The sequence below is a fragment of the Paenibacillus sp. FSL F4-0087 genome, from assembly GCF_038020215.1.
GTDB lineage: Bacteria > Bacillota > Bacilli > Paenibacillales > Paenibacillaceae > Paenibacillus > Paenibacillus taichungensis.
In genome coordinates, this window is the sequence record NZ_JBBODJ010000001.1 from 4,691,085 (window position 1) to 4,707,121 (window position 16,037).

16 protein-coding genes are annotated in these 16,037 nt (G+C 47.5%); 15 read left to right on the forward strand and 1 reads right to left on the reverse strand.

Annotation, left to right across the window (positions count from 1 at the left end):
* The first annotated feature begins 107 nt into the window (after positions 1-107).
* The 14 genes from hemW (at position 108) to MHB84_RS21610 (ending at position 13,001) form a co-directional block, all read left to right on the forward strand.
* Positions 108-1,292 carry a radical SAM family heme chaperone HemW gene (gene hemW, locus MHB84_RS21545; protein ID WP_024628499.1) on the forward strand — a complete coding sequence of 395 codons (1,185 nt, stop codon included), beginning with the start codon at positions 108-110 and terminating at the stop codon, positions 1,290-1,292.
* A gap of 117 nt (positions 1,293-1,409) precedes the next feature.
* Positions 1,410-1,880, forward strand: a complete 471-nt coding sequence (locus MHB84_RS21550; RefSeq protein ID WP_063567287.1) for an N-acetyltransferase — start codon at positions 1,410-1,412, stop codon at positions 1,878-1,880.
* 253 nt (positions 1,881-2,133) lie between these two features.
* The gene (hrcA, locus tag MHB84_RS21555) at positions 2,134-3,165 is read left to right on the forward strand and encodes a heat-inducible transcriptional repressor HrcA (RefSeq protein ID WP_076288070.1); all 1,032 of its coding nucleotides are present in this window, start codon (positions 2,134-2,136) and stop codon (positions 3,163-3,165) included.
* A gap of 39 nt (positions 3,166-3,204) precedes the next feature.
* Positions 3,205-3,780 (forward strand): nucleotide exchange factor GrpE, encoded by a 576-nt coding sequence (grpE, locus tag MHB84_RS21560; protein WP_076288071.1) that lies wholly within the window; start codon positions 3,205-3,207, stop codon positions 3,778-3,780.
* Between the two features lie 156 nt (positions 3,781-3,936).
* Positions 3,937-5,781, forward strand: coding sequence for a molecular chaperone DnaK (dnaK, locus tag MHB84_RS21565; RefSeq protein WP_076288072.1), 1,845 nt, complete (start codon positions 3,937-3,939; stop codon positions 5,779-5,781).
* 129 nt (positions 5,782-5,910) lie between these two features.
* On the forward strand, positions 5,911-7,038 hold the full coding sequence (gene dnaJ, locus MHB84_RS21570; RefSeq protein ID WP_076288073.1) for a molecular chaperone DnaJ: 1,128 nt from the start codon (positions 5,911-5,913) through the stop codon (positions 7,036-7,038).
* Between the two features lie 152 nt (positions 7,039-7,190).
* Positions 7,191-7,559, forward strand: a complete 369-nt coding sequence (locus MHB84_RS21575) for a hypothetical protein (RefSeq protein WP_063567301.1) — start codon at positions 7,191-7,193, stop codon at positions 7,557-7,559.
* A gap of 270 nt (positions 7,560-7,829) precedes the next feature.
* Complete coding sequence (locus MHB84_RS21580) at positions 7,830-8,009, forward strand: YfhD family protein (RefSeq protein WP_024628492.1); 180 nt, start codon at positions 7,830-7,832, stop codon at positions 8,007-8,009.
* Positions 8,002-8,394 (forward strand): hypothetical protein, encoded by a 393-nt coding sequence (locus MHB84_RS21585; RefSeq protein ID WP_076288074.1) that lies wholly within the window; start codon positions 8,002-8,004, stop codon positions 8,392-8,394. Before MHB84_RS21580 ends, MHB84_RS21585 begins: the two co-directional genes overlap by 8 nt.
* A gap of 162 nt (positions 8,395-8,556) precedes the next feature.
* Positions 8,557-9,522, forward strand: coding sequence for a 50S ribosomal protein L11 methyltransferase (gene prmA, locus MHB84_RS21590; protein ID WP_076288075.1), 966 nt, complete (start codon positions 8,557-8,559; stop codon positions 9,520-9,522).
* Positions 9,523-9,525: 3 nt separating this feature from the next.
* Positions 9,526-10,203 carry a site-2 protease family protein gene (locus MHB84_RS21595; RefSeq protein ID WP_076288076.1) on the forward strand — a complete coding sequence of 226 codons (678 nt, stop codon included), beginning with the start codon at positions 9,526-9,528 and terminating at the stop codon, positions 10,201-10,203.
* A gap of 138 nt (positions 10,204-10,341) precedes the next feature.
* Positions 10,342-11,106 carry a 16S rRNA (uracil(1498)-N(3))-methyltransferase gene (locus tag MHB84_RS21600; protein WP_076288077.1) on the forward strand — a complete coding sequence of 255 codons (765 nt, stop codon included), beginning with the start codon at positions 10,342-10,344 and terminating at the stop codon, positions 11,104-11,106.
* Between the two features lie 2 nt (positions 11,107-11,108).
* Complete coding sequence (gene mtaB / locus MHB84_RS21605) at positions 11,109-12,455, forward strand: tRNA (N(6)-L-threonylcarbamoyladenosine(37)-C(2))-methylthiotransferase MtaB (RefSeq protein WP_063567295.1); 1,347 nt, start codon at positions 11,109-11,111, stop codon at positions 12,453-12,455.
* Between the two features lie 111 nt (positions 12,456-12,566).
* The gene (locus MHB84_RS21610; RefSeq protein ID WP_076288078.1) at positions 12,567-13,001 is read left to right on the forward strand and encodes an NUDIX hydrolase; all 435 of its coding nucleotides are present in this window, start codon (positions 12,567-12,569) and stop codon (positions 12,999-13,001) included.
* Between the two features lie 53 nt (positions 13,002-13,054).
* Here the strand turns inward: MHB84_RS21610 and MHB84_RS21615 are convergent, their stop codons facing one another.
* A complete protein-coding gene (locus MHB84_RS21615; RefSeq protein ID WP_076288079.1) occupies positions 13,055-14,056 on the reverse strand; it encodes a Na/Pi cotransporter family protein in 1,002 nt (333 codons plus the stop codon).
* A gap of 553 nt (positions 14,057-14,609) precedes the next feature.
* Here MHB84_RS21615 and MHB84_RS21620 point away from each other — a divergent pair.
* Positions 14,610-15,986, forward strand: coding sequence for a class I SAM-dependent rRNA methyltransferase (locus MHB84_RS21620; RefSeq protein ID WP_076288080.1), 1,377 nt, complete (start codon positions 14,610-14,612; stop codon positions 15,984-15,986).
* Positions 15,987-16,037 lie beyond the last annotated feature (51 nt).

Below are 16,037 nucleotides of genomic sequence, written 5' to 3' on the forward strand. Positions count from 1 at the left end.
TGTAAGACGTTTGCTTGCAAACGTAAGTACAACACGGAATAACCAATAAACCAAGCTGAAAGGGAAGCCGGATGGCTTTCCTTTTTTCAAATAGAGGGGGACTTGCCATGACATTGGCAGCACACAGCCGGAAAACAGGTGCACCCCAAGCGGTGTATCTTCACATTCCCTTTTGCACAAATAAATGTTTTTACTGCGATTTTAACTCCTATGTATTGAAGGACCAGCCTGTTATGCAGTACCTTGAAGCGCTGGAACGGGAGATGGAACATACGGTTAAAGCAAATCCGCCAGGAGAAATCAAAACCATATTTGTGGGCGGCGGCACGCCGACTGCACTGAAACCGGATGAAATGGCCGTATTCCTGAAGTCCGTTAAGACCTATTTCCCGAACTGGGCAGATGATATTGAGTTTTCAATGGAAGCTAACCCGGGTACGACGGACGCGGAAAAGCTTGCGGTTATGAAAGAAGGCGGAGTAAACCGCGTCAGCTTTGGAGTACAGGCTTTTCAAAATGATCTGCTGACAGGTATTGGCCGGATTCATAATACAGATGATGTATACCGCAGTTTAGAAAATGCCCGAGCAGCAGGACTGCATAACTTGTCTATTGACCTGATGTTTGGTTTGCCAAACCAGACCGTCGAGATGTTGAACGAGAGTATCGATAAAGCGCTGGAGCTGGATTTGCCGCATTACTCCATTTACAGTCTGAAGGTGGAAGAGAATACTCTTTTCCATACGTTGTATCAGAAGAACCAGCTACCGCTTCCTCATGAAGACGACGAGTTGCAAATGTATCTTCTATTAATGAAACGTATGAAAGAAGCAGGTTACGGACAATACGAGATCAGTAACTTTGCCAAACCCGGCTTTGAGAGCCGTCACAATATCACGTACTGGCGCAATGAGGATTATTACGGTCTCGGTGCAGGTGCACATGGATATGTAGGCCGCGAACGCCATATGAATATAAAAGGTATAAACCCGTATGTTGAAGCTTCCAAAGGAGGTCTGCCGCGTCTCGATCATTTTGAGATCAGTCGCGCCGAGGCAATGGAAGATTATCTGATGGTAGGGTTGAGAATGCTGGAAGGTGCTTCATCCTCGCGGTTTAGCGATCAGTTCGGGGAGCCTATGGAGGAAGTGTTTGCGAAGCCTTTGGGTAAAATGCTGAATGCAGGACTGCTGGAGAAGACGCCAGACGGCTTCCGGCTTAGTGAGCAGGGCATCCTGTTCGGAAATGACGTTTTTGCCGAGTTTATCGGGTCTATATCGCTGAATTCGTAGCTTGAAATTCTATACGCTCTGTTGTATATTTATTCATATTGATTTTACAGAGCGTGTAATTTATACAACTACGAAGTCGGCTTTCCTCTGGAAAGCTTCTTATAGGAGGAGAGCTGGATGTCGGCCATATGCAGAAAAGCCGTACCGGAAGATGTTGAACCATTATTTGAAATGATTAAGGGCTATGCAGAGCGTGGGATCATGCTTCCGCGTTCACGGGAAGTACTGCAACGGCAGCTGGAGCACTTTGTTGTAGCAGAAGTGAATGGTCAGGTTGTAGGCTGTGGATCTCTCTGCCGTCTGGGAAATGATCTGGTGGAAGTCAGATCGCTCGGTATCTCCGAAGGTCACAAAGGCATGGGCATTGGCTCACTATTGCTGGACCGACTGGTAGAGGAAGCGGAGAAGCAGCAAATTCCCAAGGTCATGGCATTGACGTATGAAGTGTCCTTTTTTCTCAAAAACGGTTTTGCCGTGGTGAATAAGGAGATTTTCCCGGAAAAAGTATGGACCGACTGTGTTCATTGCAGCAAACAAGATTGCTGTGATGAGATTGCTGTATTGAAAGAGTTGAATATTTCAGCCTGATAAATGAATGAACCGTATGGATTGAGCCGAGTATACTCTATCTCACCTGCGGTTCTTTTTAATTCATGAGCTGTACAGTAAAGTTGTTATGTCTTGGAGACATTGGTCTATACTATAAATAGATGAGCGTACTCATCAAACTGACTTGACAATGCTCACGTCATTTTGGTATTTTTGTATTACCGCTTAGCACTCATCTAACCGGAGTGCTAACGACATGGGACAGTACAGTCAGAAGGAGGGAATACTCACCATGTTAACAGAGCGTCAACGAATGATTCTGAACGCTATAGTGGATGACTATATCCGTTCAGCTGAGCCCGTAGGGTCCCGGAGCATTTCCAAAAGGGGAGATGTTGGATACAGTCCGGCGACGATCCGTAATGAAATGGCGGACCTTGAAGATATGGGCTTTCTGGAACAGCCGCATACATCGGCAGGACGCATACCTTCACACAAAGGCTATCGATATTATGTCGATCATTTGGTTCCCTGGAATCAGGTGGAGCCACAAGAGCTGGACGACCTGAAGTCATTTTTCGCAGAAAAGCTGAACGTGATGGAACAAGTTATTCAGCATGCCTCAGTCATTTTGTCACATATGACGAATTATACTTCGATCCTGCTCGGACCGGAAGTTTTTCACACGTCACTTCGTCATTTTCAACTGCTTCCGCTTAATGAAAACGAGGCTGTAGCCATTATCGTAACGAACACGGGTCAGGTGGAGAACAAGACAGTTCAGATTCCACCCGAAATTTCGGTAGCGGAGATGGAGAATGTAGTTCGTTTATTAAACAGCAAGCTGGTTGGCGTGCCAATTTACAAATTAAAGTCTCGTCTCTACACCGAGCTTGGGCAAGAGATGGAACGGCATATTACACGTTATGAGGAAGTCATGCAGGTGCTGAACAGTGCCTTTGACAACGAGCATGACAATCGTCTGTTCCTTAGTGGTGCCACCAATATGTTGACCCAGCCAGAGTTTAAAGATATTGAAAAGGTAAAAGATATTCTTGACCTGCTGGATGAGACACCAACACTCATGAAATTGATGATGCCCGTGCAGGGTGGATCTGGTATTCAGGTGCGAATAGGTACCGAGAATGATCATGAAGCCTTCGCCAATTGCAGCCTGATAACGGCATCCTATTCATTGGATGGAGAGGCTTTGGGATCCATCGGAATTTTGGGACCTACGCGAATGGATTACGCACGTGTCATTCATATTTTAAATACATTATCCCGTGATTTGACGGCCATGCTAACGCATCGCTTCAAATAAGGGAATGAAGCATTTCATTCTTATAAGGAGGTGAACATCTTGAAAGAGGAGCAATCATTCGCAGCAGAAGAACAGGAACAACAAGCAACTACAGCAGCGGAACAGGAGCCTGTCAACGAAGCCGGAGCTGCAGAAGCACAGGCGGAAGAGATGACAGATCAGGAGCAAGATGAGATCGCACGTTTGAAGGCGGAAGCTGAGGAACATCAACAGCGTTTTGTCCGTGCGCAAGCTGATTTTGATAACTTCCGTCGTCGTACACAAAAAGAAAAAGAAGAACTGGCGAAATACGCTTCGATGAAGCTGGTCACCGAACTGGTGCCGGTCATTGATAACTTCGAGCGTGCCATGGCTACTGTACCGGAAGGTACTGAAGTCGAGTCCTTCTCCAAAGGCATCGAAATGATCTTCCGTCAGCTGGAGACTGTGCTGAACAATGAAGGTCTGACGTCAATGGATACGGTAGGACAACCGTTTAACCCTGAATTCCACCAGGCGATTATGTCAGTGGAGAGCGACGAGTATGAAGAAGGTACCGTTGTCGAGGAAGTCCAAAAAGGCTATATGCTGAAGGATAAAGTACTTCGTCCGGCTATGGTCAAAGTTAGCTCATAATTTCGATTACAGAATGAATTGAGTTCACTCTTGATTGTACGATGCCACCGAAGTTTAATATAAAGGTTAGTACACACATAGAGCACGATTAGGAACAACAAATACAAATAAGGATCAATCTGATCCATTTAAATTGTCGAGGGAGGAAATTTTCCGATGAGCAAAGTAATCGGTATTGACTTAGGAACAACAAACTCATGCGTAGCGGTTATGGAAGGCGGCGAGGCTGTCGTTATTCCAAATCCGGAAGGCGCACGTACAACCCCATCCGTAGTGGGGTTCAAAAAAGATGGAGAACGCGTTGTCGGTGAAACGGCTAAACGTCAAGCGATCACAAATCCAGATCGTACGATCATCTCAATCAAACGTCATATGGGTACATCCCACAAAGAAACAATCGATAGCAAAGATTACTCTCCACAAGAGATCTCTGCAATCATCTTGCAAAAACTGAAATCCGATGCTGAAGCTTATCTGGGTCAAACGGTAACTCAAGCGGTTATCACAGTGCCAGCCTACTTCAATGATAGCCAGCGTCAAGCAACAAAGGATGCAGGTAAAATCGCAGGTCTGGAAGTTCTGCGTATCGTCAACGAGCCAACAGCAGCAGCTTTGGCATACGGTATGGAGAAATCCGAAGATCAAACGATTCTCGTATATGACTTGGGTGGCGGTACATTCGACGTATCCATCCTTGAACTGGGTGACGGCTTCTTCGAAGTTAAAGCAACTAGTGGTGATAACCAACTGGGTGGCGATGACTTCGACCAAGTAATCATTGATTATCTCGTAAGTGAGTTCAAAAAAGATCAAGGCATTGACTTGAGTAAAGATAAAGCAGCGGTTCAACGTTTGAAAGATGCAGCGGAAAAAGCGAAAAAAGAACTTTCCGGCGTATTGACTACAACTATTTCCCTGCCGTTTATTACTGTGGCTGATGGCGTTCCTCAACATTTGGAGTTGAACCTTAGCCGTGCGAAATTCGAAGAAATCTCTGCTGGTCTGGTTGAGCGTACGCTGGAACCAACTCGTCGTGCACTGAGCGATGCTGGAATGACAGCTAACGATATCGACAAAATCGTCTTGGTTGGTGGTTCCACACGTATTCCTGCAGTACAGGAAGCAATCAAAAAACTGACAGGTAAAGACCCTCACAAAGGTGTTAACCCGGATGAAGTTGTAGCTTTGGGTGCTGCTGTACAAGCGGGCGTACTGACAGGTGACGTGAAAGACGTTGTATTGCTTGACGTAACTCCATTGTCCCTGGGTATTGAAACTGCGGGTGGCGTATTCACTAAAATGATCGAGCGCAACACAACGATTCCTACAAGCAAATCCCAAGTGTTCTCCACTTATGCAGACAACCAACCAAGCGTTGAGATTCATGTTCTGCAAGGGGAGCGTGAGATGGCAGCGGGTAACAAATCACTCGGTCGCTTCATGCTGGGAGATATCCCTCCAGCTCCACGTGGCGTTCCACAAATCGAAGTTAGCTTCGATATTGATGCCAACGGTATCGTTAACGTATCTGCAACAGACAAAGGTACAAATAAAACTCAAAAAATCACCATCACTTCTTCCAGCGGTTTGAGCGATGCTGAAGTTGAGCAAATGATGAAAGATGCTGAGTTGCATGCTGAAGAAGATAAAAAACGCAAAGAACTCGTTGAAGCGAAAAACAGCGCAGATCAACTGATCTACTCTGTTGACAAAACGATCAAAGATCTTGGCGAAAAAGCTGACGCAGGTGAAGTTGAAAAAGCGAATGCTGCAAAAGAAAAACTGCAAGGCGTTCTGGCTTCCGACAATCTGGAAGACATCAAAGCCGCTACAGAAGAACTGACAGAGATCGTTCAACAACTGTCTGTAAAACTGTATGAGCAAGCACAGGCTCAAGAGCAAGCAGCTCAAGGTGCTGACGAGCAACAGGGTTCTGCAAAACGTGACAACGTTGTAGACGCTGATTACGAAGTTGTAGATGAAGATAAAAAACAAAACTAATTCACGATTTCTTGTGAATTAATCATCGGTGACGTTCGGATCGAAGGGAAAGTCATAGCCGGGGCTCCCGTGCTTTGGCTTTCCTTTTGTCACGATGTGCGATATGGTGAATGATATGGGGGTGGAAGAGTGGCTGAAAAACGTGATTATTATGAGGTACTCGGCGTCGGCAAAAATGCCAGCGACGAGGAAATCAAAAAGGCATACCGCAAGCTTGCCCGTCAGTATCACCCTGACGTAAACAAGGCTGCTGACGCGGAAGCCAAGTTTAAGGAAGTTAAAGAAGCTTATGATGTAGTCAGTGACGGTCAGAAGCGGGCACAGTATGATCAATACGGTCATATTGATCCAAATCAGGGCGGATTCGGCGGCGGTGGCGATTTTGGCGGCGGCGGCGGCTTTGGCGACATCTTCGATATGTTCTTTGGTGGTGGCGGCGGTGGACGACGTGATCCAAATGCTCCGCAACGGGGGAACGATCTGCAATACACCATGACGATTGAGTTCAAGGAAGCGGTATTCGGTAAGGAAACTGACATTACCATTCCTCGTACCGAAGGCTGTGATACTTGTCATGGCTCAGGTGCGAAACCAGGAACTAAACCAGAAACCTGTTCCGTCTGCCAAGGTAGTGGTCAACAGGAAGTGGTTCAAAATACACCGTTTGGCCGTATGGTCAACCGTCGTGCTTGTTCGAACTGTAATGGTTCTGGACAAATTATCAAGGAAAAATGTACAACATGCAGCGGCAGCGGTAAAGTGCGCAAACAACGCAAAATTCATGTTCGCATTCCAGCGGGTGTAGATGACGGCGCTCAATTGCGTATGACTGGTGAAGGTGAAGGTGGTCTGCGCGGAGGACCAGCAGGAGATCTGTATATTGTCATCCGTGTGAAATCACATGATTTCTTCGAGCGTGAAGGCGATGATATCTATTGCGAAATTCCGCTTACCTTTGCTCAGGCCGCATTGGGAGATGAGATTGAAATTCCAACGCTGTCTGAGAAAGTGAAGCTAAAAGTACCTGCCGGTACACAGACAGGAACGTATTTCCGTCTCAAAGGCAAAGGCGTACCACGCCTGCGCGGCATGGGGCAAGGGGATCAGCATGTGAAAGTCGTTGTCGTTACGCCTAGCAAGCTGAATGACGAGCAGAAAGACCTGCTTCGCCAAATTGCTGCGCTGGATGGAGAACAAACTCATGAGCACGAGCAATCCTTCTTTGACCGGGTGAAACGGGCTTTCCGTGGAGACTGAGTCTTAATCATTAATTTAAAAAAAGGACACCACAGCGGTTTTTCCGCAGGGTGTCCTTTTTTGCATAATATGGGCGCGCTTGCGGAAAGATACCAGACATGAGCATTCAGTGGTTTACTGATGTGCCGAAACTAGGGAAGCAGGTGAACCGGATGACCGAAAAAAATATTTTGGCTTATTTCCATAGCCCGGAGCAAGCGGAAGGGGCAGCCAAAAAACTGGAGGCATTACGAGTGGAAGACCTGTCTATCAATCGATTCAGTCGTTATGCGGGTGTCGGGCCAAGCGGAGCATCTTATACACCAGGCGTATCAGGCAGCTTTTCTTCCTGGGTACCAGGTGCTCTAGGCACAAATGCCAGCGCGGGAATCATGGCGGCAGCAGATCCTTCTGCGAGCGGTATGAGCGATGGCGGACAAGAGGGTCCGACAGGCAGAGATGTACTACTAACCGTCGTCGTTGACGAGGCAGTACATCACCGTGCCCTATCCATTATCGAACAAGCCGGCGGTATGATTTAGTTTCACCAAATCTATATAAGATGGACAGAGCATTACACTTTAACGGAGATTGTAGAACCAATCTGAAGAAGCGAAGCGTTCGCCTGAAAGCTTTCGCAAGAAAGCTACTTCGGAAGCATACGCTATCACCGGATTTCTCCCTTTAAGAAGGGAGATGAAGAAATCTGGGGATAACAGCGATCGGAGGATGGTACTACAGTCGGAGTGGTACAGTGTAACAAGTATTAGTTCATTTTATATAGATACCTATTTTGAAGGAGGAGCATAACGATGGCAGAACATGAACGTCCAGGCAAGATTTTGACGAAAACGGAAAAGATGAAGAGAATGCAGTCCGCCAAAAATGAGGATGTGGAATTCAGTGCCGAAGCTGCGGATCATGAAGATATAGAGGCTTTGCGCCGCAGTGAAGCGGCCGATCGTCGTCAGGGTCGGGAGATTCATGACTGAAGGTCGCTCTGCAGTGATTATCGAAGCAGTGTTTACAAGCTGGTCCGAGGCTGAATCTGCACGCAGAGCTCTGGAATTGCTGCACCCGAACCAATTGAGTATCGAGAGTCTGAATGACACATCGTCTTCAGTGGATCGGGGAGCGGCTGAGAGCACAGATAACTCAACCATGGCCGTGATTGGGGGATTCAGTGGTGAGCTGAATGTACTTTCCCTTATTAGCGACGAGACCGAAGTATTGTCGGGTGGACAAGTGTATGACGATCCGGAAGCTGGCTCTGAAGGCAGGCCCAAGCAAGAAATCTTGCTGACAGTATCCGTATCCAGTGACTCTCTCCCGCAAGCTGCAGAGATGATTACCCAGAATGGTGGACGCTTTTGCTAACAAGTTAATCGAGTGTAGTCATAATTAAAACAGGGTATTCGAGCAGTCAGGCTGCGGGTATCCTGTTTTTGTTGTTTCTTTTACTGCTGCGGTTTTGTACTCCTGCTCGCTTGTGTAGTACAATGGTTGGGATGTTTGAAAAATGAGGAGGAAAAACGAAGTATGTTATGGCATGAACTAACAATACATACCACAGAAGAAGCTGTGGAGATGATTTCGAATTTTTTACATGAAGCGGGTGCTGGAGGGGTCTCAATTGAAGAGTCCGGTACTTTAAATAAAAAGCGGGATACAACGTATGGCGAGTTGTACGAGTTTCCATTGAATGATATTCCTGAAGGCTTTGCGGTCATTAAAGGATACTTTTCCGAAGGTACGGACATGGATGCATTGCAATCTGAAGTAAGTCCACGCATTGAGCAACTTTCCGAATTCGATATCCAAACGGGGGAGGTTCGTTTTGAGACTCGAACAGTGGATGAAAATGACTGGGCGAACGCCTGGAAACAATATTTCAAGCCAGTACGTGTCTCGGAACGTCTAACCATTAAACCGACATGGGAAGAGTATACACCGGAAAGCCCAAATGAGAAAATTATTGAGCTTGATCCAGGCATGGCGTTTGGTACAGGAACACATCCAACCACTTCGCTTTGTCTGCGTACACTGGAATCGGTCATTCAGGGTGGCGAGGAAGTCATTGACGTGGGTACAGGCTCTGGCATCTTGGCTATTGGAGCTGTCCATCTCGGAGCAAAACATGTGCTCGCGCTGGACCTTGATCCGGTTGCGGTAGCAAGTGCCAAGGAAAATGTGGAACTGAATGGGCTGGGACAACAAATTACGGTGAAAGAGAGTGATCTGCTGTCTGTTCTGGGCAGTCAGGACCCTGCGCTGGGCGTGAAGCTTCCGGTGAAAGTTATCGTTGCCAACATTTTGGCTGAGATTATTATGCTGTTTGTGGATGATGTCTATCATGCGCTTGAGTCTGGCGGCGTTTACATTACTTCAGGCATCTGGAAAAATAAAGAGCAGCTTGTCCATGATGCGCTCGTTGCTTCCGGCTTCGAAATAAGTTCGGTGCACCGCGATGAGGACTGGGTCGCGTTTGTGGCCAGAAAGAGGTAACCGATGGACTTAAACTCGTTCTTTCGTTATCCGCTGGATCAACTGCCGTTTTTCCTGTTGGCGATTCTGATTGCTTTTACGGTGCATGAATTCTCTCATGCCTATTTTGCCAACAAATTCGGCGATCCAACAGCCAAGCTGCTGGGCAGGGTTACACTGAATCCAGTTGTACATTTTGACTTGTTTGGTGTGTTGCTACTCCTTATTGCCGGTTTTGGTTGGGCACGCCCTGTTCCAGTGAATCGGGCGAACTTCGACAAACCGAGATTAATGGGTGTCATTGTATCTGTAGCAGGGCCTGTGAGTAACTTGCTGCTCGCGATCATCGGTACGATAATCTATGCGTCCCTGGTTGGTTCGGGGGCATTGGGTGGCATTGAGAATGAACGGTTGCTTACGGCAATCTCCATGTTTTTCTCCATATTTAACCTGACGAACTTTTTCCTTTTTCTCTTTAATCTTATTCCGTTACCTCCATTGGACGGATATCGAATTCTGGAGGATATTCTGCCGCCTTCAATCAGCCGCAAACTACAAGGGGTAGAGCAATGGTCCATATTTATTTTCCTGTTGATCCTTGTTATTCCTCCATTGCAAAATGCGACGATTCAACCTTTATATCAATTTGCCCAGAATATGTATCTGGATCTGGCAAGGCTAATCATCGGTTTATATCGTTAGAAACGTATAGTGTATGGGACTGAAATACTGGTCAGAAGGACATAAAAGTTGTATGATCATCTGTGGCGATTGGATTCACGCCGGCCATCAGGCGGGGTGAATTCCAGTCATAACAGGATAGAATGGGTGGACAGACTAATGCAGCGTTATTTTGTATCTGCAGAACAGTTTAATGAACATTCCGTGGTCATCACGGGTGATGATGCACGCCATATCGGCAAAGTGATGCGTGGTAAACCTGGAGATAAACTGATTGTCAGTGACGGAAACTCCAAAGAAGCTTTGGTGCAGATTGAAAGCATCGAAGCCCAGCAAGTAACAGCGAATATTGTGAAATCTCTCGAAATGGACCATGAAGCGCGTATACGTGTAACCGTGGCTCAAAGCTTGCCAAAAGGCGATAAGATGGAGACGGTCATTCAAAGATGTACAGAGATCGGAGCGGTTTCCTTTGTTCCTTTCCTGTCTGAGCGTACGATTGTGCAATATGATGCCAAGAAAGAAGGCAAACGGTTGGAGCGGTGGCGCAAAATCGCCAAGGAAGCCGCTGAACAAAGCCATCGGAACCGCATTCCATCCGTCGAGCAGCCACTTTCCTGGAAAGGGCTGCTATCTTCTTTTGAGGGCTACAGTCTGGTATGTTATTGTTATGAAAAGGAAAATGGCAAGCAGTTAAGAGACGCTTTGAAGCCGTTTGTGGAGCAGCTTGCACCTGGTGCGAGTGCAGAAGTGTTGATCGTTGTTGGACCTGAGGGCGGATTCTCGGAGAGGGAAACGATTGAAGCCGATCAGGCGGGTGCTGTATCCGTTGGACTGGGCAAACGCATCTTGCGGGCCGAGACAGCTGGAATGGCGGCGCTAACTTGCGTCTTATATGAATCCGGAGAAATGGGGGGAATGTAATTATGCCATCCGTGGCGTTTTACACCTTAGGCTGCAAAGTTAATTTTTATGATACAGAGGCGATTTGGCAATTGTTCAAAAACGAAGGATACGATCAGGTAGACTTTGACGAACAGACAGCGGATGTATACTTGATTAATACTTGTACAGTAACCAATACCGGCGACAAAAAAAGCCGCCAGATTATCCGTCGTGCCATTCGGCGCAACCCGGATGCGATTGTAGCCGTTACAGGCTGTTATGCGCAAACTTCTCCGGCAGAGATTCTGGACATCCCTGGTGTGGATCTTGTTATCGGTACACAGGATCGGGACAAAATTTTGCCATATGTCAATGAAATTCAGGAATCACGTCAGCCCGTCAATGCTGTGCGCAACATCATGAAAACGCGGGTATTTGAAGAGATGGACGTACCGGATTTTGCCGATCGTACCCGTGCATTTCTGAAAATTCAGGATGGCTGCAATAACTTCTGTACGTTCTGCATTATTCCGTGGTCACGTGGACTTTCCCGTAGCCGGGAAGCAAATAGCATCATCCAACAGGCTCATCAACTGGTGCACGCCGGGTACAAGGAAATTGTCCTGACAGGCATTCATACTGGTGGATACGGGGATGACATGGAGAATTACGATCTGACAGATCTGCTATGGGACTTGGATAAAGTAGAGGGCCTGGAGCGTATTCGGATCAGTTCGATTGAAGCCAGTCAGATTGATGATCGGATGCTAGATGTGATCAAACGTTCAGACAAACTTGTGCGGCACTTCCACATTCCGCTGCAAGCGGGTGATGATACCGTACTGAAACGTATGCGCCGTAAATATACGACCGAAGAGTTTTACAATAAAATGCTTCGCATTCGGGAAGCGATGCCGGATGTAGCGATTACAACCGACGTTATTGTTGGGTTCCCGGGTGAGACGGATGAGATGTTCCGTAACGGCTACGAGCTGATGAAGAAAATCGGTTTTTCCGAAATGCACGTATTCCCATATTCCAAGCGGACCGGAACACCGGCAGCGCGTATGGAGGATCAGGTGGATGAGGAAGTTAAAAATGCACGCGTGCATGAACTAATTGATCTATCCGAGCAAATGCAACTGGCATACGCCAAACAGTTTGTGGGGCAAGTACTGGATGTCATTCCTGAAGGTGAAGCCAAGGGCCGTGAAGGCAGTGGTAAACTGCACGGTTATAGTGACAATTACATTCAGCTGGTCTTTGATGGTTCCATGGATATGGTAGGCAAAGTATGCCGTGTCAAAGTGACCGAGGCGGGTGTGAATGAAAGCCAGGCTACGCTGGTTCGTGTGTTGGAAGAAAATCTCAAGTCCGCAGCGATGTAATCGAGGCGTCAGAAACAAGGATTTCATTTCCTTGGGGAGCGTACCCGTGGAGATGAGGTCCTTCTTTTTCCAAAAAAAGATGAAGACAATTCCGTAATGGGGGAGAGTAACATGAACAGAAAAGAAATTTCGGCAGGCGGAGTCGTCTACCGCACGGGAGAAGACGGAAAGCTTCAAATTCAACTGATTGTAGATCGCTACGGCAAAACGACTCTCGCCAAGGGCAAAATGGAAGATGGAGAAACGGTGGAGCAGACTGCACTACGTGAGATTCTGGAAGAGACAGGCATGGTTGGCCGAATAGTAGAACCCGTCGATATCATCGCCTATACGTATCAGCATGCAGAGTTTGGTCCGGTGGATAAGGAAGTTCATTATTATCTCGTTGAAGCGGAAAGCGGCGACCTGCAGCCTCAGATTGAAGAAATCAAAGGTGTTGATTGGTACACTCCGAAAGAAGCTTGGTCCAGACAGCAGCAAAGTGGATACGATAATAACGATGACATTTTACGTGTGGCACTGAACAAATTAGGCATTAACGTATAACTATTTTCTATTGCGTGACGTATCGCTACTGTTTGTTAAGAGCGTTTTGAGCATCAGGCCACGGGTGACTTCGCCACTGGGGTGGAGACCGGTGGTTTTTTGTGCCAAATCGGCAAGTAACAGAATGGCAAGGCAAGCAGTGAACTGGTGACGTTAAAAAGGGTCTGGGCATGCGCAATCTGTGCCCCGTTATCCGCTGACAGCCAGGCCGAAGCTGCGTGCAGCTGGCCGATCAGCGGCATAAACAGCAGTGCTCCCGCTATGTTTAATACGACATGGGAGGCTGCGACAAATTTGCCTGCGGATGCTCCGCCAGCGGCAGCAATCACGGCGGTGATACAGGTCCCCACGTTCGACCCGATCACAATAGCGATGCCGATCTCCACAGGAAGTACGCCTGTGGCTGCAAGCGTAATCGCCATGCTAATGACAGCTGCGCTGCTATGAATTAGGGCCGTCAGACAGGCACCTGCCAGAAAGCCCCACCACAAGCTGTCTGCTGATCGATCCAGAAACCACTGGAATACACCCATACTACGCAGGGGTACGGCAATGGATTGCATCACTTGAATGCCTGTCATGACGAGGGCAAATCCGGCTGACGCGAGAAAGCTGTATTGCATCGTAAACAGTGTCCGGCGTGTGCGTTCAGGAGCGAACTGATTTCGTTCACCAAGCACAACAAAGACGGCCCAGCCTGTCAGAGACAAGGCAAGCAGAGGCAGGGAAACACGCCCAATCTGCAATCCGACCAACTCGGTGGTCAGGCACGTCCCGATGTTGGTGCCAAGAATAATGCCAAGTGTGCGTCCGTAAGTAATCAATCTGGCGTTCGCCAATCCAATGGTGAGTACGGTGACGGCAGTACTGCTTTGCAGCAGGGCTGTAGCGCCCGCGCTAAAAGCCATGCCTTTCCAGGGAGCAGAGGTAGCCCGGCCCAGCCATCCAGCCAGCATGGGCCCGGCCATCCGCTGTAAGGCTGTTTCCATCAGCTTCATCCCGCCAAAAAAGATAAGAAGCCCATATAATAGGGGCAGCACAACATCTCTGAACATGAGTTAACATCATTCCTTCCGTGCATATCCTTATTCTCATCCTATGAGTAAATAAGGACAACCATGACAGGCTAACGGAATTCTGGAATCAACAGCGTCTGAAAGACCGAGAAGTTTCCTTAATGGTCACCCAAAATACCGCACCCCCTATTCAAAAGATACGGAGATTCTGCAAACGTAGCGGAGGGGATGGAATTGGAACTGTAGAAGCGAAGCGTTCGCCTTTGTCTCCGGATTTTCCCTTTTGAGAAAGGGAATCAGAAAAATCTGGGGATAACAGCGATCGAAAGTCCGATTCATCCCCGAAGCGGACACCCAAATTAACGCGCCCCTATTCAAAAGATACGGAGATTCTGCAAACGTAGCGGAGGGGATGGAATTGGAACTGTAGAAGCGAAGCGTTCGCCTTTGTCTCCGGATTTTCCCTTTTGAGAAAGGGAATCAGAAAAATCTGGAGACAACAGCGATCGAAAGTCCAATCCATCCCCGTAGCGGTCACCTTTGCACCAAACCTATCTTTTCAACAACTAACTATGAAAGAAGTGGATCTATCTTGCCATCAGTTACACTGGAACGCAGCCGCAAAAAGCGGCTTGAACATGCACATCCATGGATATATAACAATGAAATTGCCTCTGTTGAAGGAAACCCCGAACCGGGAGATCTGGTCAATGTATTGAATCACCAAGGTCGCTATCTTGCGACGGGATACTATAATCCTGCATCTCAAATCACAGTTCGAGTCGTGGCGTATCAACCTTTGGAGTTTGAACAGATGGACACCGCGTTTTTTGCAGCGCGTTTCCGCGATTGCTTGCGCCACCGGGAGCGTTTTATCCAGGATGGAGAGGCATACCGTCTCGTTTATGGGGAAGCTGATTTCCTGCCAGGACTGATCGTTGACCGTTTTGGCAGCATCCTTGTTGTTCAATTGCTCACACTCGGCATGGACCGTTGCCGCGAAGCGATTGTACAAGCTCTAATTGAAGTGATGCAGCCGGAAGGCATCTATGAACGCAGTGATGTATCCATTCGTGAACTGGAAGGTTTGGAGCAGACGAAGGGACCATTGTACGGGGAGTGCCCTCGTCATGTCACGGTAACGGAGAATGGATTGCTTATTAAGGTGGATATCGTGGAAGGTCAGAAGACAGGGTACTTCTTCGACCAACGCGAGAATCGTGCAGCCATTGAACCACTTATGAAGGGTTGGGGTTATAAGAGTGGTATTACGCTCCAACAGGCTGAGCAGGATGGTACGCAGCAGTTGCTTCCTGTGAATAAAAGTGGCAAGGTTGTGACGTTCCCTTATTGGGATGGGGCCACTGTGCTGGAATGTTTCTCCCACACAGGCAGCTTCACATTGAACGCCTGCAAATATGGAGCAAAAAAAGTAACATGTCTTGATATCTCAGAACATGCGATTGAAAGTGCACGTACCAACGTAGAGCTGAACGGTTTTACTGATCGGGTCGAATTTGTCGTTGCGGATGCATTCCAATACTTGCGTGAACAGGTGAAAGGCCTAGATGAGCGTAACGTACGTGCACGTGCTGGTGAACAGAAAGTGGATACGTCCAAAGCGCTTGCAGCCGGTGGTAAAACATTTGATGTGGTTATCCTCGATCCACCAGCCTTTGCCAAAACGAAATCAGCAGTCAAAGGCGCATGCCGTGGATATAAGGATATCAATCTGCAAGGAATGAAGCTGGTGAATGAGGGTGGGTATTTAGTAACGGCAAGCTGTTCATACCACATGCGTCCGGATCTCTTCCTGGAAACTATTGCGGATGCAGCCGAAGATGCAGGCAAAATACTGCGTCTAATCGACTGGAAAGCGGCCGGTAAGGATCACCCGCAAATTTTGGGCGTAGACGAAGGTCATTACCTGAAATTTGCCATCTTCGAAGTACGTAGCAAAAAGAATTAATTGAGCGCGATTTCATTTTAAGATCGAATATACATTTACGCAAAGAGTCCA

Coding starts and splice junctions, on each gene's coding strand:
- MHB84_RS21610 (WP_076288078.1), top strand. CDS start 12,567: ATGAACAGAAAAGAAATTTCGGCAGGCGGAGTCGTCTACCGCACGGGA.
- MHB84_RS21550 (WP_063567287.1), top strand. CDS start 1,410: ATGTCGGCCATATGCAGAAAAGCCGTACCGGAAGATGTTGAACCATTA.
- MHB84_RS21595 (WP_076288076.1), top strand. CDS start 9,526: ATGGACTTAAACTCGTTCTTTCGTTATCCGCTGGATCAACTGCCGTTT.
- prmA (WP_076288075.1), top strand. CDS start 8,557: ATGTTATGGCATGAACTAACAATACATACCACAGAAGAAGCTGTGGAG.
- MHB84_RS21580 (WP_024628492.1), top strand. CDS start 7,830: ATGGCAGAACATGAACGTCCAGGCAAGATTTTGACGAAAACGGAAAAG.
- MHB84_RS21585 (WP_076288074.1), top strand. CDS start 8,002: ATGACTGAAGGTCGCTCTGCAGTGATTATCGAAGCAGTGTTTACAAGC.
- hemW (WP_024628499.1), top strand. CDS start 108: ATGACATTGGCAGCACACAGCCGGAAAACAGGTGCACCCCAAGCGGTG.
- mtaB (WP_063567295.1), top strand. CDS start 11,109: ATGCCATCCGTGGCGTTTTACACCTTAGGCTGCAAAGTTAATTTTTAT.
- hrcA (WP_076288070.1), top strand. CDS start 2,134: ATGTTAACAGAGCGTCAACGAATGATTCTGAACGCTATAGTGGATGAC.
- MHB84_RS21600 (WP_076288077.1), top strand. CDS start 10,342: ATGCAGCGTTATTTTGTATCTGCAGAACAGTTTAATGAACATTCCGTG.
- dnaK (WP_076288072.1), top strand. CDS start 3,937: ATGAGCAAAGTAATCGGTATTGACTTAGGAACAACAAACTCATGCGTA.
- MHB84_RS21575 (WP_063567301.1), top strand. CDS start 7,191: ATGACCGAAAAAAATATTTTGGCTTATTTCCATAGCCCGGAGCAAGCG.
- MHB84_RS21615 (WP_076288079.1), bottom strand. CDS start 14,056: ATGTTCAGAGATGTTGTGCTGCCCCTATTATATGGGCTTCTTATCTTT.